This is a genomic window from Leptolyngbya sp. FACHB-671 (genome assembly GCF_014695745.1).
In the GTDB taxonomy this organism is placed as follows: domain Bacteria; phylum Cyanobacteriota; class Cyanobacteriia; order Elainellales; family Elainellaceae; genus JAAUTN01.
Window position 1 is genome coordinate 88,980 of the sequence record NZ_JACJOV010000067.1, and the last position, 25,648, is coordinate 114,627.

The following is a 25,648-nucleotide window of genomic DNA, read 5'->3' on the forward strand; positions in this document are numbered from 1 at the left end:
ATTAATTGTGATCCTGGAAGCGAGAGAGCTTGAACAGGCTGATGTCGTGGTTGGTTTTGCCTGCGATCGCCAACTCCATCAAAATCTTGCCTACTAATGTACTGAACTTAAACCCGTGCCCTGAAAAGCCTGCACCAATGATGATTTGAGGATAGTGAGGGTGGCGATCGATCACAAAATGTTTGTCTGGAGTCACAGTGTAAAGACAGCGACGGGTAGAAACAAGTTTGCCATTGGCACCAGGAATGTAGCGACGGGGAAATTCTCGTAAGCGTTCAATCCATTCCAGGTCGGGCGTGTAATCTACTTCACTCGGATCGCTAACAGTCTTCCAACCGTAAAACGGAGTAATTTTTACGCCAGAGCCTTGATAAGTAGGAATGCCGTAAGGACTCTCACCATAGTCTGCATTCAGGTGAGCAATAAATACCGGAAAGCGTCCTGGCTCATAGTCTGTCGGGTTATCGGGTTCAAAAAAGGCAAGTTGGCAGGGCATTACCCTGAGCGGTAGATTGATTCCCTGTTCTGCCAATATTCTTTTTGCCCAACTGCCTGCTGTGATGATCAGGCGATCGCCCCCATATTTGCCCCTAGCGGTTTGCACCTCGACGCGATCGCCCTTCACCCCAATCCGACTAACCGGAGTTTGATCTAGCACCGTTGCGCCACTTGCCTGAGCCAAGCGAATATGGGTCAACACACAGCGAGAAGCAGCCAAAAAGCCTGTGTCTTCCTGGTAAATCGACTCCATTCCCTCGTCAAACCGAAACTGGGGGAAAAGCTTTTGGGCTTCGTGGGTAGAGAGGCGATCGTGCGGTAGATTAGTTTGCTTCAGGCTGGCTTTCAAGTTTTGCATTGTTGGTTCTGAGGGCAAGCCAAAATCAATTCCTCCCGTTTTGAAATAGAGCTGTTCTCCGGCTGCTTCTTGCAGCGCAAACCAGAGCGGATAGGCATCGTGCATCAGGTTCAAATAAATTGGATTGTCGTAGGAATAGCGAATTACTCGTGACAGCCCATGAGAACTGCCCTTCTGATGATCCAGTTCAAACTGGTCTAACAGCAAAACGCGCTGTCTAGCCTGAGTTAAGTAATAGGCTGCGGCACTACCCATCGCGCCTGCACCCAGCACGATCGCATCAAATTCGTTAACGTTTGCAGACATAAGGCTATTAAGTCAGGAAACGGTGACTCAATCAGTGGACTGGTTTATCTACAATACAGGCACAATATGTAGAACTCTTTTAGTGTTCTCAAAAAGATGGAGTCCAGCGTTTAACAGCTTATGGTTACTCTTCCTGCAACTGTCAACGTTAATCTATATGTGCATCGCCAAAAGCCACTGTGGAATGCGATCGCCATTCTCTACAGCTTGTTGAGCTATGTCGGTGGAATTTCTCTGCTGCTGTTGCCTAGCGGTTGGCTCAATGCCGCCGGGGTCATGCTGTTGACTCACGGCTTAGTCTTCTCAGCTTACCTGTCGCACGAATTCATGCACAGTACCATTTTCGGGAATCGGCGCTGGAATGCCATCTTCGGCACCCTAGTGCTGTGGATTACGGGTGGCTGCTACGGGCGCTTTGACAAGCTAGCAAAACGTCACATCGCTCATCACATTGATCGGGTAGATTTTTCTGCGTTCAACCTAGCTGAAACGCTGGAACAAATGCCGAAGCTGTTGCGGCAAACCATCCTCGCATTGGAATGGCTTTACGTTCCAGTGATCTCATTCTGGTTGCAATGGCGCTCCATTTTCAACACATTTCAAGATCCTGAACGTCAGGATGAGCGGTTACGTGTGGCTGCGCTACTACTGATTCGTGGCAGTTTGTTTACACTATTGGCAATTGTTTCACCGAAAGCATTGTTACTTTACTTCTTGTCTTACATTGGCATGATTACAGTGTTGCGGTGGATGGATGCATTTCAGCATACCTATGAGGTTTTTCCACCGGGAACGCCTTTACCAGAGCGCGATCGTGCCCATGAACAGGCAAACACTTTCTCGACACTACTTTCTCAACGCTATCCCTGGCTGAACTTGCTGTTGCTTAACTTTGGTTATCACAATGCTCACCATGAACTGATGAAATGTCCCTGGCATTCACTGCCTGAACTGGATGCAGAACTATTCAGTGGTGAAGAAGTTCACTACGTTTCCCTAGCTCAACTATTGGACAACTATCATCGTTTCCGAGTGACCCGTATCTTTTCAGGGCAAGGACAGGCGGTAGACCATCAAGGAAGCCCTACACCAGATACTTTCTACGGTGCAGTTGGCGTTTCATTTTTAGTTTATTGATGGATGTGAGTAAAACAATGTGCAACCTGGCACTTACTTGAATTTTGTCGGGTTCCGCTTTGCTTCAAATCAACAACGCCGATGGTAATTCTGTAAGCGAATAGATTATGCAGAGGGATGCGAGATTTCGTGTCCCTTCTTTATTATCCCAATTTTCAGCGATACGCATCACCCGCTTAGGGGCTTGGCATTGTCCTGCATTATGCATAACGTTGATAACGGGTCAATTCAACGTTGCACTAACACATAACCCTAGAATATTTCTACAAACGGAGCCTTTATGCCTCAAAAGATTGCAGTCGCGGTAATTCACGGCATTGGAGAAGCAAATCCTGAATTTGCTCAAAAAGATAGCCCCAAATTTACTAGTGGATTTGCAAAAAAGCTAAAGTCAGAGCTTGCCAAAGTGTTAGATGAGGAAGTTGACACGATTGACGCAAAACTGGTGATCGAGCCAATCTACTGGGCTGAGGTAGTGCAAACAATTCAAGATGAATTGTGCGATCGCCTCCAGATTGAAGGCAAGCTCAAAAAATTCTTCCGACTCGGTGAGTTTATTTTTCACTCCCTATCCGACAGCGTTGCCTATCAAGTGACTTCTTCCTCCGCAGCCTCTGACCGCCACATCTACGACGGCATTCACCAGTGTTTTGCCGATACTTTAAAGAAACTAGCTACCAGTGCTGGTGATAAAGCACCACTGTGCATTGTGGCTCACAGCTTGGGTTCTACAATCGCCAGCAACTACATTTGGGATTTGCAAAATAACCAGGCACAGATATCCATAGGCAACACGCCTTTAGAGAAAGGTGAAACCTTATCCCTGTTTTACACCTTTGGTAGTCAAATTGCCTTCTGGTCATTGCGCCACAAAGACTTTGGCACCCCAATTACTGTTCCTTCACCTAAACTTTCACAGCATTACCCCAACCTCAGAGGGGAATGGGTCAACTTTTACGATGAAGATGACTTATTAGGTTATCCAATTCAAAACATTAATGAGAAATACAAGCGGGTCGTGAAGGATAAAAAAGTGAATGCGGGCGGGATGTTGCAAAATTGGAATCCCACATCTCACAATGAATATTGGACTGATGGTGAAGTCATCAAACCGATTGCCAAAACGTTAGCCGATACGTGGCGATCGCTCAATCCCTGAGCTTCTACACATCCATTGTTCCTGGCAGCATAACGTAAAAAGTACTACCCACGCTCAACTGGCTTTCCACCCAAATTTTGCCGTCATGCTGTTCTACAATCGCACTACAAATCGGTAGACCCAGTCCCGTTCCTCCCTTTTGACGAGCATCAGACACATCAACCTGCTGAAATCGCTCAAAGATTAGATCGAGTTTGTCGGCCGGAATGCCGCGTCCCTGGTCTTTGATGCGAATCAGGAGGGTGGGGGTTGGCGATTGGGGGTTGGGGGTTGAGGGTTGGAGGGGAACAGGTGGGGATTGAATTGCAGTTGTGGGCTGATGTGTTGTTGCAGATTGGTTTTGGATTTCGGCGGTGAGCCAAACGGTGCTGCCTTTGGGGGAGAATTTGATGGCATTGCTGAGCAGGTTAGTAAAGACTTGCAGCAGGCGATCGCTATCTCCCATAAACCGAACCGATACCGCAGAAACTAAAAGCGTCACTCCAGCAGTGTCAGCCATTGTCTGCATTGTTTCGGCAGCTTGATGGATCAGGTCAGCTAAGTCACAAGGTTGCTTGGACAGAGTAATCTTGCCAGATTCGATGCGCTCCAGGTCAAGAATGTCATTAATCAGGCGAATCAAGCGATCGGTGTTGTTGATCGCAATTTCTAACATGCGCTGCCCTTTGTCGCTCAAGCTGCCCAGTTTACCCGTTCCCAATAACCCCAGTGAGCCGCGAATTGAGGTAATGGGGGTACGCAGTTCATGACTGACGACAGAAACAAATTCATCTTTCATCCGAGCGATTGCCTGCCGCTCAGTGATGTCATTCAACACCAGCAGCAAGCCATCTAGAGGCAATGCGGTTTGTGAATTGGGAGCCATCGCATAGACCAGCGGCTCTAGCTTGATTTCCAAGCAGCTTTCTCCTCGTTCTAGCTGCCTGGACTGAGCAAAGCCAGACGTTTTCAGGCTATGCAGGTCAGCCTGCCATTCTGCCTCGCTTAGCCAGTGAGGAATTAAGTGAGAATGCAGGCGATCGCCCACCTGCACTCCTAGCCACTTTGCTGCTAAAGGATTGCAAAACCAGATTTGCCCGTTCAGGTCTGCCGCTAAAAGCCCAATAGGTAAACTGCGGGCGATCGCCGCCTGAGCCGACTGGGAGCGTCCAAACTGCTCTGCCAGTTCTGCCAGTTGGGTGACTCGATGCAAAGCAGCAGGACTCTCAGGTAAATCCGAAATCGGCAACGTGTCTTTGCGAGAAACTACTACATCCTGATAGTGACTTTGCCAGAGATGTTCAATTTCTTGCTGGAGTAAGCGATTAAGTTGGAGGCGATCGCCCACCGCCACCACCACTACCGTTCCAGTAAAAAGACCAATTGGTGAAGCGATTGGCAACCAGTAGTTTGCTCGAAACATCAGCAAGCCAAAGATTCCCCAAGCTAGACATAGCCCCAACCACACGGTTGCCTGTAGCTCAGTTCGCCAGTGACTCAAACACCAGCTTAAAACTGGACCCGCAAGGAGCAACCCAAACAGCACCCACCGCTGAGCAAATACATGGAGGAAATTTCCTTGCAGCAAATTGTTGATTGCCGTTGCCTGAAGGTAAACCCCACTCGTAGGCAAATCTTGATCAAATGGAGTCACTAAAGGATCTAAGCCCGTTGCCGTGACGCCAACCAAAATAATTTTGTCTTGAAACGCCTGTAGTGGCACTTTGCCTTGAAGTACATCTACAAATGCATAGTGAGGAGCTTGCTCAACTCGACTCAGCCAATTTATTCGCAGCGGTTGGTTTAAGTCCGGCAGATTAATCGGCTCCTGAATCAGGCTGTAAACCTGAAGCACTGAAACCGATAAAGCAGGCTTCTGCTGAATTTGCAGATTGATAGTATGAGTCAAGCCATCCGGGCTACTGTGCTTGAGAATGTGACCCGTGGCGATCGCCCCTGCCTCCAGATCAGGCGTAGGGGATAGCGGTAAACCGAGCCCATCCCAGGCTTCAGCCAACACAACTAGACTGTGACGCTCCATTGCCGCCTTGAGCTGCAAGTCGTCTGGGCTTGGCTCTGACCAAATCAGGTCAAACGCCACAATGTTAGGCTGCGCCTCCGATAGTCGATCTAAAAGCTGGACATAGCGCTGTCGAGAAAATGGGAAACGCCCCAGTTGCCGCAGACTCGCATCATCAATTTCAATCACAACCACCTGGTCATTCCAGGGCAGCGCCCCTCGCAGCCGAAACAACGCCACATAGGCAGCTTGCTCCAGTGGTTGCCAGCCTCCCCACATCGCCAAAAACACGACTGCCAATGAGGAGATTCCGCCTGGTAATAGTCGCCACCCCATCCGCCGAAGTCGCCTCATACCTGCCCAGATTAAGCTCGAATTACTAAACCTTGACGCAGTAGTGCTTCTGCCATCGTTCGATCAAGCGGCTTGGAGAAGAAAAAGCCCTGCACATATTCACAGCGTAACGCCTTGAGCTGCGCTAGTTGCGCTGCCGTTTCGACCCCTTCAGCAATGACATCCATGCCCAGATTCCAGGCTAATTTGACAATAGCTCTAACGATTTCTAGCTGTTCTCCTTCAGAATCAATCCGGGTAATGAAAGAACGGTCAATCTTCAGCTTATCAATCGGTAGACGATGCAAATACGCTAGAGAAGAATATCCCGTGCCAAAGTCGTCTACGTAAAGCTGTACCCCAAGCGCCTTGAGCTGTTCTAGTACAGCAGTCGCAGTTTCAAGACTGTGCATAATCGCACTTTCTGTAATTTCGATTTTCAGACTTTGTGAGTCTAGCCCCGTCTCCTGGAGAATTTGCTGCACCTGCTCAGGTAAGTCTGATTTTGAAAACTGCTGGGCAGAGAGGTTGACGCTGATAGTCAAGGGTGGCTGACTCGGAAACTGCTGCTGCCACTGGTGCAGTTGGGAGCAAGCCTGATGGAGAACCCACTGGCTAATCAAGCTCACTAGCCCCATTTCTTCTGCCAATGGAATAAATTTTGTTGGAGTTACCAGCCCTCGCTGTGGATGTCGCCACCGAATCAGCGCTTCAAAGCCGCTGATCTTACCGGTTGCGACCGCTACAATCGGCTGATAGTAAAGCTGAAATTCTTGACGCGCCAAGGCTAACCGCAGGTCAGTTTCTAGCCGCAGTCGAGAGGATGCTTTGACTCGTAGCTCAGCATCAAAGAGTTCATAACGAGCTTTGCCTAGCGCCTTTGCCTGATACACAGCGGAGTAGGCGTTGTGTATCAAACTTTCAGACTGATCATGCTTTGTGCCTGTCGCGATGCCAATGCTGACTGAGAGGAATACGTCTTGACCATTGAAATTAAAGGGTGAGGCAAACGCTTGCTGAATTTTTTCGGCAACGGCGATCGCCTCATTCGCATCCTCAATCTGTTCTAGAAAAATGCCAAACTCATCTTCACGCAGGTGAGTAATCGCCTGCACTAGAGGTAAATTTAGAATCAGTCGTTGAGCGATCGCCCGCAGCAATTGATCGCCGACTTCCCGTCCTAAGCTGTCGTTGATTACATTGAAGCGATCGACATCAACTAGCAAAATTGCCAGCGTTTGATCAGCTTGGGCAGTGGCGATCGCCTGCCTCAACTGCCGCATGAACACCATTGGCGTAGGTAAAGCAGTTAACTCGTCATTACAGAGTTTTTGCTGCCAACTTAATGCTGCCAACTGATGCAGCAAAGGTTCTGATCCTGACAGTTGATGAAAAGCACTAAATTCACCGTCTGTTTCCACATCAGACTCCAACACATCAACCAAACGCATCAAGCGCTCTGTATTGCTAAACGCAATCTCCAACATTCGTTGCCCTTTTTCTGGCAAAGTGCCAAGCATGCCGGTCAACAGCAAACCCAGTGCCGCCCGAATTGAGGTCAGGGGTGTTCTTAGCTCATAGCTGACGGCTGAAGCAATGTCGTCTAGCTCTGAATCCAGCTCTAGCGAAAAGCGATGCACTTCTTCAGATTGAGAGTTTGACTCAACGTTTGGCTCAACCATTGCTAAAGACTCCATCCCAACGCGGCGGCAACCTGATCAGCCAGCGCAACGGGGTCAAAAGGTTTAGACAATACAGCCGTCACTCCCAAATCGGCAAATCGGCGCTGATCAGCCGCCTGCACCTTAGCAGTAAGTAGCACAACCGGAATCTGCTGCGTTGCAGGCATTGCCTGGAGCTTTTGAAACGTTGTCGGACCGTCCATGTCAGGTAGCATGACATCTAGCAAGATCGCATCGGGTTGCTCCGCTTCAGCTAGAGCCAGTCCTTCACTGCTAGAACTAGCGGTAATCACCTCCCATCCTCCCATCATCTCAAGACTCGCTTGAGCAACTTCCCGAATATCATCCTCGTCATCGATAATTAGAACTCGCTTAGTTGCCACCAGCTATACCTCCGCTAACTAAATTAAACCGCTCACCACCTGCCGTCGCTCGATTGAGTAGTCGCATGATTAGCGCTTCTAACGCTTCTGGAACAGCCCGGCTTTTGGTAATGAATTCTGTTTGACCCAGGTGACTCAGGTGTAGACGCGATCGCTCCACATCTCCTAATTCTTGGGCAGTGTAGATTATCAATGGCATTTGGCAGAAGTGTTCTTGCTGGCGCAACCACTCTACAACGGCAAATCCACTTCCCTTTGATAAAGTCAGGTCTAACACGAGCAAGTCAGGAATGAAATGCTGGCACAGTTCAATGGCGGCTTGCTGAGTTTGAGCATATGCAGTTTGAACCTGATGGCAACCAAGCATCGCAGCCAAAACTCGTGTTAAGTCTAGGTCATCTTCTACAATTAGCACTCGCCCAACCTGTCCTTGCTGCATCGCGAATTGCTTCAGCATTTGAAACAGAGAAGCGTAATCAGCCGATTGATAAACCCAACCCATTGTGCCCAATAGTTCAAACTCAACTCGTGAAGAGGGGTTATCGAAAATGATTAGGGGAATATCTGGAATGCTATTGCGCTGTTTTAGCAGCGTTAGCAGTTCCCAGTCATCCGTCTTAGGATTATCCAAGTCCAGCAAAATCGCCTTTGGCTGCAAGGCTGCTGCTCTGGCGATCGCCTCTTTCACCGACTTAACGACAACCACCTGATAATTCTGTTGCTCCAGCAAACCTTGCAGCGTCTCAAAATGAGTTGACGCATCGTGGCACATCACAATGGATTGCTTGTTGCCAACAAGCAACCCTTTCAACCCATTGGACTCAGCTAGGGGCAACGTCAGATAAAAGCAACTCCCTTCACCCAACCCACTGTCTACCCAAATTTTGCCGCCGTGTTGCCTGACGATATTGCGGCAAATCGCCAACCCTAGCCCTGTTCCGCCTTTTTGCCGTGAATCAGAAGCATCAACCTGCTGAAACCGCTCAAAGATAGACTCTAGCTTTTCTGGAGGAATGCCACGCCCCTGATCTCTGACCGAAATCAGAAGCATAGGAGGTTTGGCACTACTGTCTTTTGCTCCCGGTGGAACGTAAGTTTCTGCGATCAGCCAGACAGTGCTACCCGCAGCCGAAAACTTAATCGCGTTGCTAATTAGATTGGTAAAAACCTGAATCAATCGATCGGGGTCAACATTGATGCTGACCGAAATGCTGGAGCAGCAGAGAGTCACGCCTGCTCTTTCAGACATGGGCTGCATCATTTCAGCTACCTGTCGCAGCAAATCAGCCGCATTACAAGACTGCTGATGCAGGGTGAATTTATCAGATTCTAGACGCTCCAGGTCAAGGATGTCGTTAATTAGGCGAATCAGGCGATCGCTATTGTTGACAGCAATCTCTAACATCCGATGCCCTTTTTCAGTTAGGGTGCCCATTTTGCCAGTTAGCAACAACCCCAGTGACCCTCGCAAAGAAGTCAGCGGTGTGCGGAGTTCATGACTGACCGTAGAAATAAACTCATCTTTCATGCGCTCTATAGCAGTGCGATCGCTAACATCTCGCCCAATCATCGAAGCCCCCGTAATTTTGCCAGTCTGGTCTTTTACTGGAGACAGGGTTAGAAATACGTCAATCAGCCTGCCATCTTTACGCCGATGTCGGGTTTTGTAGTAATCAAGGTGGGTTTGCGGTTGCAGGCTCTCAGGAATGGGCGATCGCTCATCTTCATTAGGCGGCAGCAGCAATGATGTAACGGTTTGCCCTAGCGCTTCCTCGGCTGAGTAGCCGTAAATTTTTTCTGCCCCCAAGTTCCAGCTTGTAATCCGAGAGTCGAGGCTGGTGCTGAGAATAGCATCATCAGAAGATTCAACAATTGCAGCCAGTTGAGCTAGCGCCACCTCAGCCTGCTTACGATCGCTGATGTCTCTGACGATTACCAGCACTTCGTCTTCACCGCTGACTACTATTCGAGCTTCTTGCGTGTGTAGTACTCCAACCATCTGAAACTGAAACTCATAAATCTGCATCTCACCTGTTTGCAGAGCGCGATTTACATACTGCATTCGTTGATGAGCCAGCTCAAGTGGTATGCACTCGTAAACATTCCTACCCTGCATTTTGTTAAATGGGGCAAACTTTGCTCCATCTTTAGCTGAGACAAAATCTAGGTATGTGCCGTTTCGATTCATCCGAATCAACAAGTCGGGAATTACTTCCAGCAAGGCGTGAGTGGTCGTTTCACTCTTTTGTAGGGCTAACTCCGCCTGACGGCGTTCGGTGATGTCAATCCCAGTTCCAATGATGTATTCCACCGCCCCTTTTGGATTCAGCAGTGCAGTATTTGACCAGGCAATTAGCCGCTGCTCTCCCCATTTGGTCAACCAATAATTCTCGTAGGTGTTTGGAAACTGACCTACCTTTAAGCTGAAAAATTCTGCTTTGACGGGTTCTATCTCTTCAGCAGTCAAAAACACGTTCCAAAAGGGCTTATGTCTAACTTCCTCAAAAGCGAAGCCCGTTGTTTGGACGCAGCGGTTGTTAAAGCGAATAATCTCCCCTTGAGGGTTGAGAACAACGACCAGAGCTCCAACAGTGTCGAGTACTGCCGCACTAAAGTCACGCTCTTGCTCTAGCTTGACTTCTATTTGCCGATGTTTAGCCATCTCCTGACGAATCAGAGAGAAAAACAGCGTTAAAGCTCCAATGTTAAGAGAAGTGATCAGCAGAAATTCACCTCGGTGGGCGATCGCACTCATTCCAATTGCCAGTGCTGCAACCACACCAAACCCTAACGCTAGCCTTTGCCGAAAAGAACCGTGGCGCTTTGTTTTCCTGCGCTCGATCGCCATTCGTTCTAGGTCGGTCAAGTTTCGACGTAGTTCAAGTTGCCGAACAGCCTGTTGTCCTAAAACCTTCAGTGCCTCCACCTGCTCGGCGGTTAGCTCCCGTGGCACCCGATCCAGTACACACAAAGTTCCGAGAGCGTATCCTTCAGAGGTCAGTAGCGTCACCCCAGCGTAGAATCGAATGTGGGGATCGTTTGTCACCAGCGGATTGTCTGTAAACCTTGGATCAGCCAAGGTATCCGGAACAATCAGCATTGATTGCCCAATAGTGTAGCTACAGAAAGCAATATTTCGGGGTACCTGGGGCGTTTCCAAACCAACTTTGGACTTAAACCATTGGCGATCGCCTTCTAACAAACCGACCAAGGCGATCGGAGTCTGACAAATTTGGGCAGCGAGTTGGGTAATGTCATCAAACCCGCGTTCCGCCGCAGTATCCAAAATTCTGTACTGGTGAAGCGCTTGCAGTCTATCTGACTCGTTAGCAGGTAAGGGAGCATTGACCATATTCTTGAGAACTATCCTGAAGCTCACCAGCCCAAAAGTGCAGGTCTGTATGAATGGTTTCGCAAAATTTGCACAGCTTTGGATTTAGCATTCCCTAAATTAGCGATTGGAATCCTGTCCGATTCTTGAAATAGTTGCGGTTGTGAGGGAGTTGGCTTCGTCCGCTCCTACAACCACAATCCATAGAGTTGCAATGCCAGCTATAAATTGTCAGTATCGCTAATTTTTAGGGAATCCTTATGGTGCGGATTGAGTTTCTAGGCTCAGTGATGAATGTCCATGAGAATCTTACTGGTTGAAGATGATGAGCATCTTGCAGAACTGCTCACCGACACGCTAATCGAACAGCACCATACGGTCGATCGAGCCGAGGATGGATTATCAGGTCTGACCCTTGCAGAAGAGCTAGCCTATGACCTAATTTTGCTGGACGTAATGCTGCCCAAGTTGGATGGCATCAGTTTTTGTCGTCAGTTGCGGACGAAGGGCAGTCAAGTTCCAGTCTTGCTCATGACTGCCAGAGATACCAGTACCGATAAAGTCATTGGGCTAGATGCCGGAGCAGACGACTACCTGGTTAAGCCGATTTTTCCTCAAGAACTGCTGGCTCGCATGAGAGCGCTGTTGCGACGGGGAACTTCCTCCCGATCGCCCCTTCTAGAGTGGGGAGAACTATGCCTCGCCCCCAGCACCTGTGAGGTAACTTACAGCGGCACGGTGATGCACTTGACTCCTAAGGAATACGCCATCCTAGAGCTGCTTTTGCGAAATAATCAGCGCGTCTATAGCCGCAGTGCCATTTTGGATCAGCTCTGGGGATTTGAAGACCTGCCCGGAGAAGACACCGTTAAAGCTCACATCAAAGGACTACGGCAAAAGCTCAAAGCAGTTGGAGCAACGGATGTTATAGAAACGGTCTATGGTTTGGGCTATCGCTTAAACATGAATTACTTGAAAAATCCACCGCTGGAAAAGACTGCATCTTTGGTCACCCCTCTTCCCTCAAGCCCGGAGCAGCAAACGCGATCGCTCGTCGCCAAAATTTGGGAAAGAGCCAAAGCCAAAACCCTTCAGCAGATCGAAGTTTTGGAAGCAGCAGTGGGTTTAACCCCAATGCCAGACAAGAGCGATCGCCTATGGAAACGCGCCAAACAAGAAGCACACAAGCTGGCAGGTTCTTTAGGAACGTTTGGTCTGGCAGAAGGCACCCAGCTAGCCCGTCAAATCGAGCAGCTTTTGCAGCTTGAAACGGCACTCAGCCCCGACCAGCAACAGCAGATTCAACAGCAGGTGGTAGACCTGCGCCAACTGTTAGAGGCGGCAATTTGCCCTTCCTTGCCAAAGCAGCCTGAACCTGTAGCAGAAGTTAAAACATTGGTCAGTGCAAATACTCAGGAACCTCTCCTGATGATTGTGGATGACGATCAGACATTGGCAGAACTCCTGAGCGCAGAAGCCCAAAACCGGGGATTTAGAACAGCAATCGCCCCTAACCCTGACATTGCTAGAGTCGAAATCAACCGTAACTCCCCTGATGTGTTGCTGTTAGATTTGTCTTTTGTAGAGTCTGATGAAACAAAATCTAACCACTCAGAACTGGATGAAGCTGGGCTAAAGCTTTTAGCAGAATTGAGTCAGCGCGTTCCTCCCATTCCCGTCCTCGTGTTTACTGGAAGAGGGCAAGAAGTCGATCGGGTTACGGTTGCTCGCCTTAAAGGCAGACGCTTTCTACAAAAACCGACGACTCCCACCGAAGTTTTAGAAGCCGTGACTGAAGTTTTAGCCCAAGACAGAAAAGTAGAGTCGAGCGTTTTGGTCGTCGATGATGACCCGTTAATTTTGCAGGCGCTTCAGACTTTGCTGCAGCCTTGGGGGTTACGGGTAGCAACACTAGATAACCCGTTGCAGTTTTGGGATGCCCTAGAAGCAACCAAACCCGATTTGCTCGTCCTTGACATTGAAATGCCAGAACTAGATGGCATTGAATTGTGTCAGACCCTACGCAACGATCCTCACTGGAATTGGATGCCTGTGCTTTTTCTGACTGCCCATACTGATGCAAGCACAATTCAGCAGGTGTTTGCGGTTGGGGCAGACGATTATGTCAGCAAACCAATCATTGCCCCAGAATTGATTACCCGCATTCTGAACCGCATTGAACGAACTCGACTCCTACGAAATCAGACAGAAACAGACGCACTTACGGGTACGGCGAATCGACAACAATCTACTCAAGAGTTAAGCAAGCTCCTACAACTGGCACAGCGCTCTCAGCAGCCCCTCTCTTTGTCTGTCTTGAGGCTGGATCACTTGAAGCAGATAAACAGCCAGCATGGGCATCGGTTTGGCGACCAGGCATTGCGGCAGGTAGCGCAACTGCTGCGACAAAAGCTTCGCATTGAAGATGTGGTGTCTCGCTGGAGTGGGGCAGAGTTTGTGATTGGCATGTATAGCATCAACCGCAGCGCTGGTATAGAGTGGCTGGCAGAAATTCTAGAAGCCCTGCGGCAGATAGAAATTACGGTCGAAGGTAAAACCTCTCTTCCGATCACGTTCAGTGCAGGAGTGGCTCAGTATCCCGAAGACGGTCTGCTGCTGCGCGATCTTTACCAGTCAGCCAATGCAGCGTTAGATCTGGCTGAAGCAGCGGGAGGCGATCGCGTTCTCCCCGCTTACTGGCAACCAATTCAGGCTGAAGCACTACTCAAAACCGATGTGGTGCTAGTGCATCCCGACCCAAGCTTTGCTCAACCACTGCTGTATGCGCTGGAAACCAGGGGATACCACAATCACTGGCTACAGGATGGCGAGACAGCGATCGAACTTCTAGCGGGAAACGAGCCTGAGGTGCGATCGCAAATTATCTTGATTGGGAGAAACTTACCGGGAATAGACGGACTCGAACTGCTCAAGCACCTGGCGCAAGAGCAGGTGACGCGCCACTCAAAGCTAATTATGCTATCGCTGCCTCCGAGCGAGGCAGAAACGGCTTTAGAACTCGGAGCCTTTGACTACATTTCAGACCCTTACCGCTCGCCTGTTGTGATGCAGCGCTTACGACGAGCTTTTGTGGCTACAAAACTTGACATAAGTTGAATTATCAACTGGCTTTAATGCGATCTCCCCATTCTGATAGACTTTTAGACTGAGGCTCAGTCCGCAAAACGTCGCAAAATCAGTAGTTGGGAGGCATGCCTGGTGGAAAATACACTCGGTTTAGAGATTATTGAGGTGGTGGAGCAGGCGGCGATCGCCTCTGCCCGCTGGATGGGTAAAGGTGAAAAGAACACTGCTGACCAGGTTGCAGTGGAGGCTATGCGAGAGCGCATGAACAAAATCTACATGCGTGGGCGCATTGTGATTGGAGAAGGAGAGCGGGATGACGCGCCCATGCTCTACATCGGGGAAGAAGTGGGAATTTGTACCCAACCCGATGCCAAAGACTTCTGTAACCCCGATGAGCTGATTGAAATTGACATTGCCGTTGACCCCTGCGAAGGCACCAACCTGGTTGCTTATGGTCAGAATGGCTCAATGGCAGTGCTGGCTATTTCTGAAAAAGGCGGATTGTTTGCTGCACCCGACTTTTACATGAAGAAGCTGGCTGCTCCACCCGCCGCTAAGGGCAAGGTGGACATCAACAAGTCAGCCACCGAGAACCTGAAGATTCTCTCGGAGTGCCTCAACCGTTCTATTGAAGAATTGGTCGTGGTAGTGATGAAGCGCGATCGCCACAACGAATTAATCAAAGAAATTCGGGAAGCAGGCGCACGGGTTCGGCTGATCAGCGACGGTGATGTATCTGCTGCCATTTCCTGCGGGTTTACGGGCACCAACATCCATGCGCTAATGGGCATCGGTGCGGCTCCCGAAGGGGTGATTTCCGCAGCAGCAATGCGCTGCCTGGGTGGTCACTTCCAAGGACAGTTGGTCTACGATCCGGCGATCGTTAAAACGGGCTTGATTGGCGAAAGCAAGGAAAGCAATATCGAGCGCCTGACCTCGATGGGCATCACTGACCCCGACAAGGTTTACGATGCTGACGAGTTGGCTTCTGGCGAAACCGTATTGTTTGCGGCTTGTGGCATCACCCCTGGAACGCTGATGGAAGGCGTTCGTTTCTTTCATGGCGGTGCCCGGACACAAAGCTTGGTTATTTCTAACCAATCTCGCACGGTGCGCTTTGTCGATACGATTCACATGCTGTCTGAAGAAGCACCCTCTTTGCAGTTGAGATAAATCAACTCCTCCCCGTTCTTGTAGAGATGGAATTCATCAAGTCTTTTCCTGATGAGTCCCATCCCTGCAAGAACAAATCCCCAGATTCTTGAAGAGTCTGGGGATCTTAAATTCTGCGTAAAAACGACCGACCGTTTTCGTCTACAGATTAGGTACAACAACCAAATTCTTCCCTCGACTTCGTGAGTGTGCCTCTACGAGGTGCATTAGCTGTGTGGAGTTAAAGACGGGCAATCTGAAGAATTGTATCTCAGGGCAATTCATAAAAATTCATGCAGAAAAGTGCGATAGAAGCGGCTTTGGCGCTTTAGCCGCCTACCTTAAGTTGATAAACTTCTTTTAGATTGCTGACTCTTATGGGTTAGTTGTTTATATTACGAAAACTTGATTAATCTCTAGTCTGGCTGATGTTCAAATGCAGTTGTTAGGGTTGAAAAGAGTCGGCTGTTAAAGCGCCTTGTTCGACATACCTAAAAAGACCCCTTTCAGCAGAAGGGCAACCTACTTATCAGCAGACCCGTTCAAAAACTTTGGGAGGAACGATGAATATTGCCGTTGTGGGACTGAGCCACAAAACAGCCCCGGTAGAAGTGCGAGAAAAGCTGAGTATTCCGACTCCGCAAATGGAAGCGGCGATCGCCCATCTCTGTAGCTATCCCCATATCCAGGAAGCTACCATTCTCAGCACTTGCAATCGTCTGGAAATCTACGTTGTCACCAGTGAAACTGAGCATGGAATGCGAGAAGTGGCTCAGTTTTTAGCGGAATACAGCAAATTGCCGATTTACCAGTTGCGCCCTTATCTGTTTACGTTGCTGCACCAGGATGCCGTAATGCATCTGATGCGGGTAGCGGCAGGGCTAGACAGCCTAGTGCTGGGCGAAGGGCAAATTCTGTCGCAGGTCAAGCACACCCACAAAGTTGGGCAGCAGTACAAAGGGATTGGGCGAGTTCTCAATCACCTGTTCAAGAAAGCGATTGAGGCAGGAAAGCGTGTTCGCACTGAAACCAGCATCGGTACAGGGGCTGTTTCCATCAGTTCCGCTGCGGTAGAACTGGCGCAGATGAAGACGCAAAACCTGGCAGCTTGTCGGGTGGCGATCGTCGGTGCAGGCAAAATGTCACGGCTGCTGGTGCAACACCTCTTACCGAGAACACCTGCTCAAATCTGCGTTCTGAACCGATCGCTAAATGGTGCTCAGGAATTAGCCAATCAGTTCAAAGAGGCAGATTTACGGCTGCATACGCTGGCAGATTTGCACACGGTGCTAGCAAATTCTGATGTGGTGTTTACCTGCACTGCTGCAACTGAGCCACTGTTAGACCGCGCCAAGCTAGAGATGATTCTGGAGCCAAATCAGCCATTGATGTTGTTTGACATCTCGGTGCCGCGCAACGTCGATGCTGATGCCAACGATTTGTCTCATGTCCAGGCATTTAACGTAGATGACTTGAAAGCAGTAGTGGCGCAAAACCAGGAAAGCCGCAGGCAGATGGCAATGGAAGCGGAAGCGCTGCTGGAAGAAGAAGTTGAGGCGTTTGAGGTGTGGTGGCGATCACTTGAAACCGTTTCCACCATCAGCAGCCTCCGAGACAAAGTCGAAACTATCCGGGAGCAAGAGTTAGAGAAAGCGCTGTCCCGCCTGGGAACAGAGTTTGCCGAAAAGCACCAGGACATCATCGAAGCCCTTACCAGAGGTATCGTCAACAAAATTCTGCACGACCCGATGGTGCAGCTTCGTGCCCAGCAAGACATTGAGGCACGACGCAAGGCAATGCAGACGCTGCAAGTTCTGTTTAACCTGGAAGGTGCCTCGAACGAGCAGTATAGTTAGGGGCTAGGAACTAAGACTAGGGGCTAGAAACTTAAGTGTTTAAGCCTTTTTTAGAGGGGTGAATTCTTGGGCTGGTTGCTGTTTTGGAGCCAGCTCAAGAATTCATCCCTCTGTCGCATTAGGATTGGGTTAGGCAATCCTGCCCTAAAGCGATCCCAGAGCAGAATCTATGTTTAGCCACAAGCATCTTCTACCCCAGAAAAAAGCAGACTACTGGCGCTGGGCTGTCGGGTTGTTTAGCATTCTGTTTCTGCTGGATCTGGTCAGTTTTCTGATTGCTGAGGGGTTGTGGTTTCAGACGGTTGATTCTCTCCAGGTGTTTTGGGTGCGCGTGCAAACTCAAGGTCTGTTGGGTTTGCTCGCGTTTGGACTGAGTGCGAGTTTGCTATTGAGTAATTTGGCGATCGCCCGTCAACACGCCTGGTTAAAACCGCCCGATGATGCTGATCAGTCAGCCCCGGCAAGAATGGGGTTATTGCAACTTCTGCCATTGACTTTGAGTCTGAGCTTGATTATCGGCGTGATGCTGCTCTATCACGGGCAGGTGGCGGTGAGTCACTGGCATCCTCGGCTCAGTTTGTATAGTGATAATTCTCAAATTCCGGTTAAGTTTCAGCCAGAGTTAGTTTGGCAGATTGGGCAAGAGTTAAGTACTCAGCTCTGGCAGGTGGGGTTTATGGTGGGGCTGGCGATCGCCCTGTTGATTTACCCGCAGCCACTCCTAGTGGGAGCGGCAATTCTGATGAGTCTTGCGTTTGGACTGGTGATTTCAGAACATTGGGCAAAAGTCTTGCCCTACTTTAACCCGACCTCGTTTGGAGAAGTCGATCCGCAGTTCGGACAAGATATTAGTTTTTATATATTCAAACTCCCCGTCTGGGAATTGCTGGAGTTTTGGCTGATTGGGCTATTAACTTTAGCATTTGTTTCAGTTTTGCTGATTTATCTGCTGTCGGGAGATAGCCTCAGTCAGGGCAGGTTTTCTGGGTTTTCGGCAACTCAGCGGCGACATCTTTATGGACTGGGCGGCGGACTGATGTTGGCGATCGCCCTCAGCTATTGGCTCGATCGCTACACCCTGCTTTACTCCAGACAAGGCGTTGTCTATGGCGCAAGTTACACCAACGTCACAGTCCAGCTTCCTGGTTACACCATTCTTAGCCTTTTGGCAGCCCTGATTGGCGCATTTTTGCTGTTTCGCACCCTCTTCTGGACAGCGGCAAGGAGCAATATTTCCCAGCGAGTGTCAACCCGTCAAACGGCATCCCACAAACATCCAGCTTCAACCCCGTCTCGCCCTTTACCCCTCGTTCTCGTCGGGTACCTGCTATTGGCGGCAATGGTCGCGGTTCCTTTGCCGCTTGCCGTACAGCGATTTGTCGTGCAGCCAAATGAGCTAGAGCTAGAGCGACCTTTCATTCAGCGCACGATCACCCTGACGCGCAAAGCGTTCAATCTGGATCAGATTGAGGTTGAAACTTTTGTTCCAGAAGACAACCTGACTACTGAAGAAATTCAGCGAAATGATCTAACGATTAGCAATGTTCGGCTGTGGGATACTCGCCCACTGCTACAGACGAATCGGCAGCTTCAACGAATTCGACTGTACTACGAATTTCCGGGGGCTGACATTGATCGCTACACCTTACTCAACGAAGCGGGTGAAACCGAACGACGGCAAGTGCTAATTGCGGCACGGGAGCTAGACTACAATTCGGTTCCAGCAGAAGCTCAAACTTGGGTCAATAAGCACCTGATCTACACACATGGTTACGGTTTTACGCTCAGTCCCGTGAACACAGCCGGACCAGGTGGCTTACCTGACTATTTTGTTCGAGGAATTGAGCAAATTCCCAGCAGCGATCGCATTCGTGACAGCATTCCCCTGGATAATCCTCGAATTTACTACGGTGAATTAACTAATACCTATGTGATGACGCAAACGCGGGTGAGTGAGCTAGACTTTCCCAGCGGCAGTGAGAATGTCTACAACAGCTATGACGGTCTAGGCGGCGTCGACATTAGCGGCTTTGGGCGACGACTGATTTTTGCTAAGCACCTGCGCGACTGGCAAATGATGCTGACTGAAGATTTTACGCCCCAAACTCGGCTGCTGTTTCGGCGCAACATCATGAGTCGGGTAAGAGCGATCGCCCCCTTCTTGCACTATGACCGTGACCCTTATCTGGTAGTGGCAAACGCAGGTAATGGGCTGGGAATAGACACTGCAGACTCAACTCCTAACTACCTGTATTGGGTGATTGATGCTTACACCACGAGCGATCGCTACCCCTATTCCGACCCTGCCGACAATGACTTCAACTACATTCGCAACTCCGTCAAAGTCGTTGTGGATGCCTACAACGGCAAAGTTCATTTCTACGTTGCAGACCCCGAAGATCCCATTATCAATACCTGGGGCAAGATTTTCCCCAATATGTTTCAGCCGCTCGACCAGTTGCCCACTGCTTTACTGAGTCACATTCGCTACCCGCAGGATTTTTATCGCGTCCAGTCTGACCAGTTGATGACCTATCACATGACTGACCCGCAAGTGTTTTACAACCGGGAAGACCAGTGGCGTGCGCCCAACGAAATCTATGGAGATGAGCAACCGTTGGTAGAGCCTTACTACCTGATCATGAAACTACCTGCGGAAAACAGCGAAGAATTTATCCTGTTGCGCCCCTTTACACCCGTGCAGCGCAACAACATGATTGCGTGGCTAGCAGCTCGTTCAGATGGGGCTGGCGAATCCTCACCTAACCTTAACCGCTATGGCAGACTGTTGCTCTATCGTTTCCCAAAGCAAGAACTGGTGTACGGACCAGAGCAAATTGAAGCGCGAATTAACCAAGATCCAGTCATTTCTCAGCAAATTTCGCTTTGGAATCGGCGCGGCTCCAGGGCAATTCAAGGCAATTTGCTGGTGATTCCGATTGAACAATCTTTGCTCTACATCGAGCCACTTTACCTGGAAGCAGAGCAAAACCAACTCCCCACGCTCGTCAGGGTGATTGTTGTCTATGAAAATCGGATTGCGATGGCAGAAACGCTGGAACAGGCACTAGCAGGAATTTTTCAACCTGATACAAGTAATACACCCACGATCGTGCGTCCTGTAGGAGAACTCTTGCCGCCCGAGGGAGGAGCTTTGTCGCCTTGACAGATTACTATGTTTTCTGAACGTGAAACCTTCTGTTTCGTGTTCAAAATTAAACACATCTCCATTCAGCAATGCCAGCTGAGGCGCTATATGCTGAGAGAAGGAGCCGCTGAGCAATGACCTATGCAAATTTACCTGGACTATAGTGCCACTACACCCACTCGCCCAGAGGCGATCGCCCAAATGCAGCAAATCTTCACGCAGCAGTGGGGCAATCCTTCTAGCCTGCATGAGTGGGGGCAACGAGCTGCGACTGTAGTGGAGCGAGCCAGAGTCCAGGTAGCGGATTTAATCAATGCAACGCCGGATTCTATTATCTTTACGGCTGGCGGCACCGAAGCAGACAACCTGGCAATTATGGGTATTGCACAGCAGTATTCAGTGCCTCAGCATTTGATTATCTCCAGCGTGGAGCATTCTGCAATTTCAGAGCCCGCACGCCTGTTAGAGCAATGGGGTTGGGAGGTGACGCGCCTACCCGTGAATGCTCAGGGACGAGTCAATCCTCAAAATTTGCAGGCAGCACTACGGGCAAACACGGTTCTGGTTTCAGTCATTTACGGACAGAGTGAAGTCGGAACCCTTCAGCCAATTGAAACGTTAGGACGGATCGCTCAGGCTCACGGAGCGCTGTTTCACGTAGATGCAGTGCAGGTAGCAGGGCGATTGCCGATTGATGTACGTCGGCTACCCGTGGATTTGCTTTCTCTGTCGAGCCATAAGATCTACGGTCCCCAAGGAGCAGGGGCGCTGTACGTGCGTCCAGGCGTTGAACTCATGCCGTTGCTAAATGGCGGTGGGCAAGAATTTAAGCTGCGCTCTGGGACGCAGGCGGTTCCAGTGATTGCTGGATTTGGCATTGCAGCTGAACTCGCGGCTGAAGAGATGGCAACCGAAACGCCTAGATTGATTCAACTGCGCGATCGCCTATTTGATCAACTGGCAGACGTACCGGAACTAATGCCCACGGGCGATCGCCTGCATCGATTACCCCACCACGTCAGTTTTTGTTTACTCAATGCTGATGGCGAAAAGCTCAGCGGTAAAACCTTAGTACGGCAGATGAACCTGGCTGGAATTGGCATCAGTGCCGGCTCAGCCTGTCACAGCGGCAAGCTCGTCCCCAGTCCAATCCTGGTAGCAATGGGATATGGCGATCGCACCGCTAAGAGCGGCATTCGCCTCACGCTTGGACGACCGACTACTCTTGAAGACATCGATTGGACAGCCCTGGTATTAAAACAAATCTTGCAGCGAGTCGCCCCTGCTCCCGTTTGTGGCGCTTGTCCTGGCATGTCTTGAGGTATGACTGTTCCCCTGGTATAGCAAGCAACTTGCCCTTTCGACAGAGGTTCAGAGAAATTGCAGCAATTACGCTGCATATCAGTAGAAGGATAAGACTCGGGTAGACAACTGGGAGCTTTACCCACCCAGGGAAAGCAGCTTCAGATTGATCTGTTAGCTGCATCGGATGCGGTAGCATTTCTGATTTAAAGCCCTCAAGAGCCTCCAGCTTGGTGTAAAGCTCTCAGATTACTTTTATTACCCTCAACTTCTTGCCTGACAGAGCATCTTCAGGTCTAGCTAAGAAGCTTATCTTGAACTGGAATTTTAACATCAAGGTTTTCTCACCATGAATCGACTGAATTGCAAAGATTTAATCAAAAGAGCAACTGGCGTTGTTGGTGTTGCCACACTGACTTCCCTGATTGGTCTTCCTGGACTGGCACAAGTCAATCCCAGACCTAGCATCCTTAACGAAGCGCCTTACAACAACAACGCTACCGGGGCAACAGGTGAGTTAAATCCTAATCCCGGTGTTTTTAATGAAGCCCCTTACAACGGTTCCACAACTCCCGGAGCCGTACAGGCTTCTCCCGCAACTACACCTGCCAGCCAAACTCCAACTACTCTATCTGCGGCTCCTGTCAGCAGCTTAGATCAGCAGTTCATGATCATGGCTGCTCAAGGCAACAATGCTGAGATCCAAACTTCGCAGTTGGCGCTAGACCGTTCTGAAAACGAAGAAGTGAGACAATTTGCTCAGCGGATGATCCAGGAACACACTCTGGCAAACCAGCAGCTACAGCAAATTGCTTCCCAGTATGGAACAAACCTGCCTGCTGACCCTGGTCCATTGAACCAGGCGATCGCCGAGCAACTGGCACAGCTTTCTGGCTCAGAATTTGATCGGGCTTACATGGGTGCACAAACTAACGCTCACCTAAGAACGGTCGCCCTGTTCCAAACCCAAATTCAGCAAGGACAGGAAGAATCTCTGAGACAGTATGCAACCCAATTGCTGCCATCGGTCGCAGACCACTACGAAATGGCAAGCACCATGGTGCAACAGTACCGCGCTGACGAGCCTAGCCGTCCGCTTCAGTAGTCCCAGAGACTCAGCCTGATTCAGTCTGAATTTAAAAAGCTGCGCTCCTGTGGAGCGCAGCTTTTTACCTTTCATTTACCTTTCATCCTCAATCCAGGTCAGTTTGTAAGACAGCGGCGATCGCCTTCGATGCCTTTGTGCGAAACTCCTGCACATCCACACGGCTCAGTAGCCAAACTGCGACAAGCATTCCGATCGCCTGACAGGCAAAAACCAAACTAAAGGCAGGGAGCGGACTTTGAAACAAATTTCGTCCCAAGTCGAGCAAAGCTCCTCCTGCGACCGTTGCAGTTGCTTGAGATAGAGCCTGGGACAGTCCCCAGGCACCCACAAATGTCCCGGCAGTTTCTGCTGCGGTCAGGTCTAACATCAGGCTCACCGCACCGTTTGTCAAAATGCCAGAAGCCAGCCCAAACAGCATCACCGCACTCTTGAGCATGACTTGTGTCTCAGTTAAGCCCGACAAAATTACCAGCACAAAACAGCCTGCGGTGAAAAGACAGCCTAATTGGGCAGTTCTTTGCTTACCTAGACGCGGCACGATGACAAAACCTGAAATCGCCATTCCCGCAAGAATGCCATAGCCCCAAAACTGGTTGAGCCCAGCACTTTCACCAAGCGTCATGCCAAACACTTCACGAGCGTAAGGTTCCAGTACGGGCTGCTGTAAAAATAGGCTGATTGTCATTACCATCAGAAAGGTGAAGAAAATTGCCGTTTGTCGGGAAGCCGTGAGAACTTTGAGGGCTGCGCCAAGGGTAATTCGATCTTCCCGTTCGGCAATCGTGGAGCGCGATTGATAGTGGGAATATTTTTTCTCAATCCCAAAGGTTGCCAGCACTCCTAATCCCACAACGGCGATCGGGAAAATAGTAAAGAGGCGATTAATAGAAGGCTGCAACGTCTCTGGAGTGATGCCTTCAAGCATTTTTTCGCCTGCGATCGCCCCCGCTACAATACCCACGATTAGCATTGCCCAGACAATGCCAACTAGCTTTGAGCGGTTTTCTTCCTCCGACACATCCACCAGCAGCGCTGTAAATGGAGTCGAACTGGAGCTAATACACAGCCCGTATAACGCAAACATAAACGCCAGCAATGCTGCCCAACCCGTACTTTGGGCCGTCCAACCCGCAACGGTACTGGCTCCCAATTGCCAAACAACCTGTACTGCTAGATACAAGCAAACCGCCTGAAGCGCCAGTCCAAGCCAGATATAACCCGTGCGATGGTGTCCCAAAATGGGTCTGGAGTCTGACATGTACCCAAACCAAATTCGCGCAGGGGCAACGAACTGATACATGGCGATCGCCCCCGCCGCGATCGTTCCTGGAATTCTTAACTCCGAAATCAAAACCTGGTTTAGTACACCCAGGGTCAATAATGACAGCAGCCCCAATCCCATTTGGAATAATCCCAGGCGGAACATTGTAAACAGCCCAATTTGAGGAACTGCCCTATCTGCTGTGGGTTGAGCAAGCTGCTCATCTGAAAAATTACCTGTCGCCATATTTATAAAACTTCAGTTCTAAAGTTATCAAGCTTTGCTAAAGGATCATCCTGTGGAAGCGTTTCTCTACTCCTTACGATAGAGAATGTTCACGTCCTTGTTAAGAGGCGAACGATGTTAACTTTCACAAGGAACAAAACCATCCATGAGTTTGTTAGGAAACATTATCTGGTTAATCTCTCGCCAGACAACACTTTAAACTGCTGGTTATTGCTCTACTTCCCTTCGGACAGGACTTGCATTAAAAAGCGGTTCTCAAGGTAGAGGCAAGATAAAGTTTTGTAAAGTTACACTCATAGATATCTAACTCTAATTAAGTGGAGGATACTTTGAGTACACAAACCGCACAAACCATTACGCTTGGTACTAATGGTCCAACAGTAGCCGCCCTATGTATTGGGACCTGGGCTTGGGGCGATAAGCTGTTTTGGAGCTATGGCAGAGATTACGATGCAGCTCAGCTTCAAGAAGCATTTAAAGCAGCCTTGGATGCTGGGGTGAATTTCTTTGACACCGCAGAAATCTACGGCTTCGGTGAGTCTGAAAAACTGCTGGGACAATTTATGCAGCAGGCATCACAGCCTGTACAGATTGCTACTAAATACATGCCGTTTCCCTGGCGCTTTAGTGGAGATGCGATCGCCAATACTCTAACCGAAAGCCTCAAGCGCTTGCAGGTTGGTAGCATTCCGCTCTATCAGGTACACATGCCGTTTGACTTTTTCATGAGCAAAAAGACGCTCATGGAAGCTCTAGCAGCAGAGGTCAAACGCGGTCGAATCGGGGCGATTGGTGTCAGTAACTACTCGGCTAGCCAAATGCGAGAGGCATACCAACTGCTGTCAGCACAGGGCGTTCCTCTGGCAGTCAACCAAGTGCCCTACTCCTTGCTGGGTCGGCAAATCGAGACAAACGGCGTGATGGATGCGGCGCGTGAGTTGGGAGTAACCGTTCTGGCATACAGTCCTTTAGCTCAGGGATTGCTGACCGGCAAGTACACGCCAGAAAACCACACCACACCGACAGGGGCACGTCGGATTGATCCTCGCTTCAGCCGTGATGGGTTAGAAAAAATTGCGCCTTTGATCAACCTACTGAAGCGAATTGGGGAAAAGCGCGATCGCACCCCCGCTCAAGTTTCACTCAACTGGCTGATCGCTCAAGGTAATGTGATTCCGATTGCAGGAGCAAAAAACGCAGAACAGGCGCGGCAAAACGCGGGTGCGTTGGGCTGGAGTCTCGACGAAAACGAAATCGCCGAACTCGACCTAATCACCCGTTCCTACCGATAAAGTTAGGTGT

15 protein-coding genes are annotated in these 25,648 nt (G+C 49.7%); 9 read left to right on the forward strand and 6 right to left on the reverse strand.

Annotated features, from left to right (window positions below; all coding sequences use genetic code 11):
• Position 1: 1 nt before the first annotated feature.
• Positions 2–1,162: an N-methyl-L-tryptophan oxidase gene (gene solA / locus H6F93_RS08310; protein ID WP_190680050.1), complete on the reverse strand. Its 1,161-nt coding sequence runs from the start codon at positions 1,160–1,162 to the stop codon at positions 2–4.
• Between the two features lie 120 nt (positions 1,163–1,282).
• Between solA and H6F93_RS08315 the strand changes: the two genes are divergently transcribed.
• Positions 1,283–2,299 (forward strand): fatty acid desaturase family protein, encoded by a 1,017-nt coding sequence (locus H6F93_RS08315; RefSeq protein WP_190680051.1) that lies wholly within the window; start codon positions 1,283–1,285, stop codon positions 2,297–2,299.
• Positions 2,300–2,579: 280 nt separating this feature from the next.
• Positions 2,580–3,458: a hypothetical protein gene (locus tag H6F93_RS08320; protein WP_190680052.1), complete on the forward strand. Its 879-nt coding sequence runs from the start codon at positions 2,580–2,582 to the stop codon at positions 3,456–3,458.
• Positions 3,459–3,462: 4 nt separating this feature from the next.
• Here the strand turns inward: H6F93_RS08320 and H6F93_RS08325 are convergent, their stop codons facing one another.
• From H6F93_RS08325 to H6F93_RS08340, 4 genes are read right to left on the reverse strand one after another with little or no spacing between them, the layout of a single operon-like run.
• Entirely contained in the window at positions 3,463–5,811 is a 2,349-nt protein-coding gene (locus tag H6F93_RS08325; protein WP_190680053.1) for a CHASE2 domain-containing protein, read from the reverse strand.
• An 11-nt stretch (positions 5,812–5,822) separates the two neighbouring features.
• Entirely contained in the window at positions 5,823–7,472 is a 1,650-nt protein-coding gene (locus H6F93_RS08330; RefSeq protein WP_190680054.1) for an EAL domain-containing protein, read from the reverse strand.
• 2 nt (positions 7,473–7,474) lie between these two features.
• A complete protein-coding gene (locus H6F93_RS08335) occupies positions 7,475–7,855 on the reverse strand; it encodes a response regulator (protein ID WP_190680055.1) in 381 nt (126 codons plus the stop codon).
• Positions 7,845–11,207 (reverse strand): PAS domain S-box protein, encoded by a 3,363-nt coding sequence (locus tag H6F93_RS08340; RefSeq protein WP_190680056.1) that lies wholly within the window; start codon positions 11,205–11,207, stop codon positions 7,845–7,847. Before H6F93_RS08340 ends, H6F93_RS08335 begins: the two co-directional genes overlap by 11 nt.
• Positions 11,208–11,486: 279 nt before the next feature.
• Between H6F93_RS08340 and H6F93_RS08345 the strand changes: the two genes are divergently transcribed.
• The 6 genes from H6F93_RS08345 (at position 11,487) to H6F93_RS08370 (ending at position 22,836) form a co-directional block, all read left to right on the forward strand.
• The gene (locus H6F93_RS08345) at positions 11,487–14,303 is read left to right on the forward strand and encodes a response regulator (protein ID WP_190680057.1); all 2,817 of its coding nucleotides are present in this window, start codon (positions 11,487–11,489) and stop codon (positions 14,301–14,303) included.
• Positions 14,304–14,405: 102 nt separating this feature from the next.
• The gene (glpX, locus tag H6F93_RS08350; protein ID WP_190641667.1) at positions 14,406–15,446 is read left to right on the forward strand and encodes a class II fructose-bisphosphatase; all 1,041 of its coding nucleotides are present in this window, start codon (positions 14,406–14,408) and stop codon (positions 15,444–15,446) included.
• Between the two features lie 542 nt (positions 15,447–15,988).
• Positions 15,989–17,281 (forward strand): glutamyl-tRNA reductase, encoded by a 1,293-nt coding sequence (locus H6F93_RS08355; protein ID WP_190641668.1) that lies wholly within the window; start codon positions 15,989–15,991, stop codon positions 17,279–17,281.
• A 169-nt stretch (positions 17,282–17,450) separates the two neighbouring features.
• On the forward strand, positions 17,451–20,447 hold the full coding sequence (locus H6F93_RS08360; protein ID WP_190680058.1) for a UPF0182 family protein: 2,997 nt from the start codon (positions 17,451–17,453) through the stop codon (positions 20,445–20,447).
• Positions 20,448–20,570: 123 nt separating this feature from the next.
• Positions 20,571–21,749 (forward strand): cysteine desulfurase family protein, encoded by a 1,179-nt coding sequence (locus H6F93_RS08365; protein ID WP_190680059.1) that lies wholly within the window; start codon positions 20,571–20,573, stop codon positions 21,747–21,749.
• Positions 21,750–22,080: 331 nt separating this feature from the next.
• A complete protein-coding gene (locus H6F93_RS08370) occupies positions 22,081–22,836 on the forward strand; it encodes a DUF4142 domain-containing protein (RefSeq protein WP_190680060.1) in 756 nt (251 codons plus the stop codon).
• Between the two features lie 88 nt (positions 22,837–22,924).
• Here H6F93_RS08370 and H6F93_RS08375 read toward each other — a convergent pair whose 3' ends face one another.
• Positions 22,925–24,346, reverse strand: a complete 1,422-nt coding sequence (locus tag H6F93_RS08375) for a BCD family MFS transporter (RefSeq protein WP_190680061.1) — start codon at positions 24,344–24,346, stop codon at positions 22,925–22,927.
• A gap of 329 nt (positions 24,347–24,675) precedes the next feature.
• Here H6F93_RS08375 and H6F93_RS08380 point away from each other — a divergent pair, with 329 nt between their 5' ends.
• Positions 24,676–25,638 carry an aldo/keto reductase gene (locus tag H6F93_RS08380; protein ID WP_190680062.1) on the forward strand — a complete coding sequence of 321 codons (963 nt, stop codon included), beginning with the start codon at positions 24,676–24,678 and terminating at the stop codon, positions 25,636–25,638.
• The last annotated feature ends 10 nt before the right edge of the window (positions 25,639–25,648 follow it).

Excerpts from the sequence above, each read along its gene's own strand:
- H6F93_RS08345 (WP_190680057.1), top strand. The coding sequence starts at position 11,487 with ATGAGAATCTTACTGGTTGAAGATGATGAGCATCTTGCAGAACTGCTC.
- solA (WP_190680050.1), bottom strand. The coding sequence starts at position 1,162 with ATGTCTGCAAACGTTAACGAATTTGATGCGATCGTGCTGGGTGCAGGC.
- H6F93_RS08315 (WP_190680051.1), top strand. The coding sequence starts at position 1,283 with ATGGTTACTCTTCCTGCAACTGTCAACGTTAATCTATATGTGCATCGC.
- H6F93_RS08340 (WP_190680056.1), bottom strand. The coding sequence starts at position 11,207 with ATGGTCAATGCTCCCTTACCTGCTAACGAGTCAGATAGACTGCAAGCG.
- H6F93_RS08330 (WP_190680054.1), bottom strand. The coding sequence starts at position 7,472 with ATGGTTGAGCCAAACGTTGAGTCAAACTCTCAATCTGAAGAAGTGCAT.
- H6F93_RS08365 (WP_190680059.1), top strand. The coding sequence starts at position 20,571 with ATGCAAATTTACCTGGACTATAGTGCCACTACACCCACTCGCCCAGAG.
- H6F93_RS08355 (WP_190641668.1), top strand. The coding sequence starts at position 15,989 with ATGAATATTGCCGTTGTGGGACTGAGCCACAAAACAGCCCCGGTAGAA.
- H6F93_RS08325 (WP_190680053.1), bottom strand. The coding sequence starts at position 5,811 with ATGAGGCGACTTCGGCGGATGGGGTGGCGACTATTACCAGGCGGAATC.
- H6F93_RS08360 (WP_190680058.1), top strand. The coding sequence starts at position 17,451 with ATGTTTAGCCACAAGCATCTTCTACCCCAGAAAAAAGCAGACTACTGG.
- H6F93_RS08320 (WP_190680052.1), top strand. The coding sequence starts at position 2,580 with ATGCCTCAAAAGATTGCAGTCGCGGTAATTCACGGCATTGGAGAAGCA.
- H6F93_RS08370 (WP_190680060.1), top strand. The coding sequence starts at position 22,081 with ATGAATCGACTGAATTGCAAAGATTTAATCAAAAGAGCAACTGGCGTT.
- H6F93_RS08375 (WP_190680061.1), bottom strand. The coding sequence starts at position 24,346 with ATGGCGACAGGTAATTTTTCAGATGAGCAGCTTGCTCAACCCACAGCA.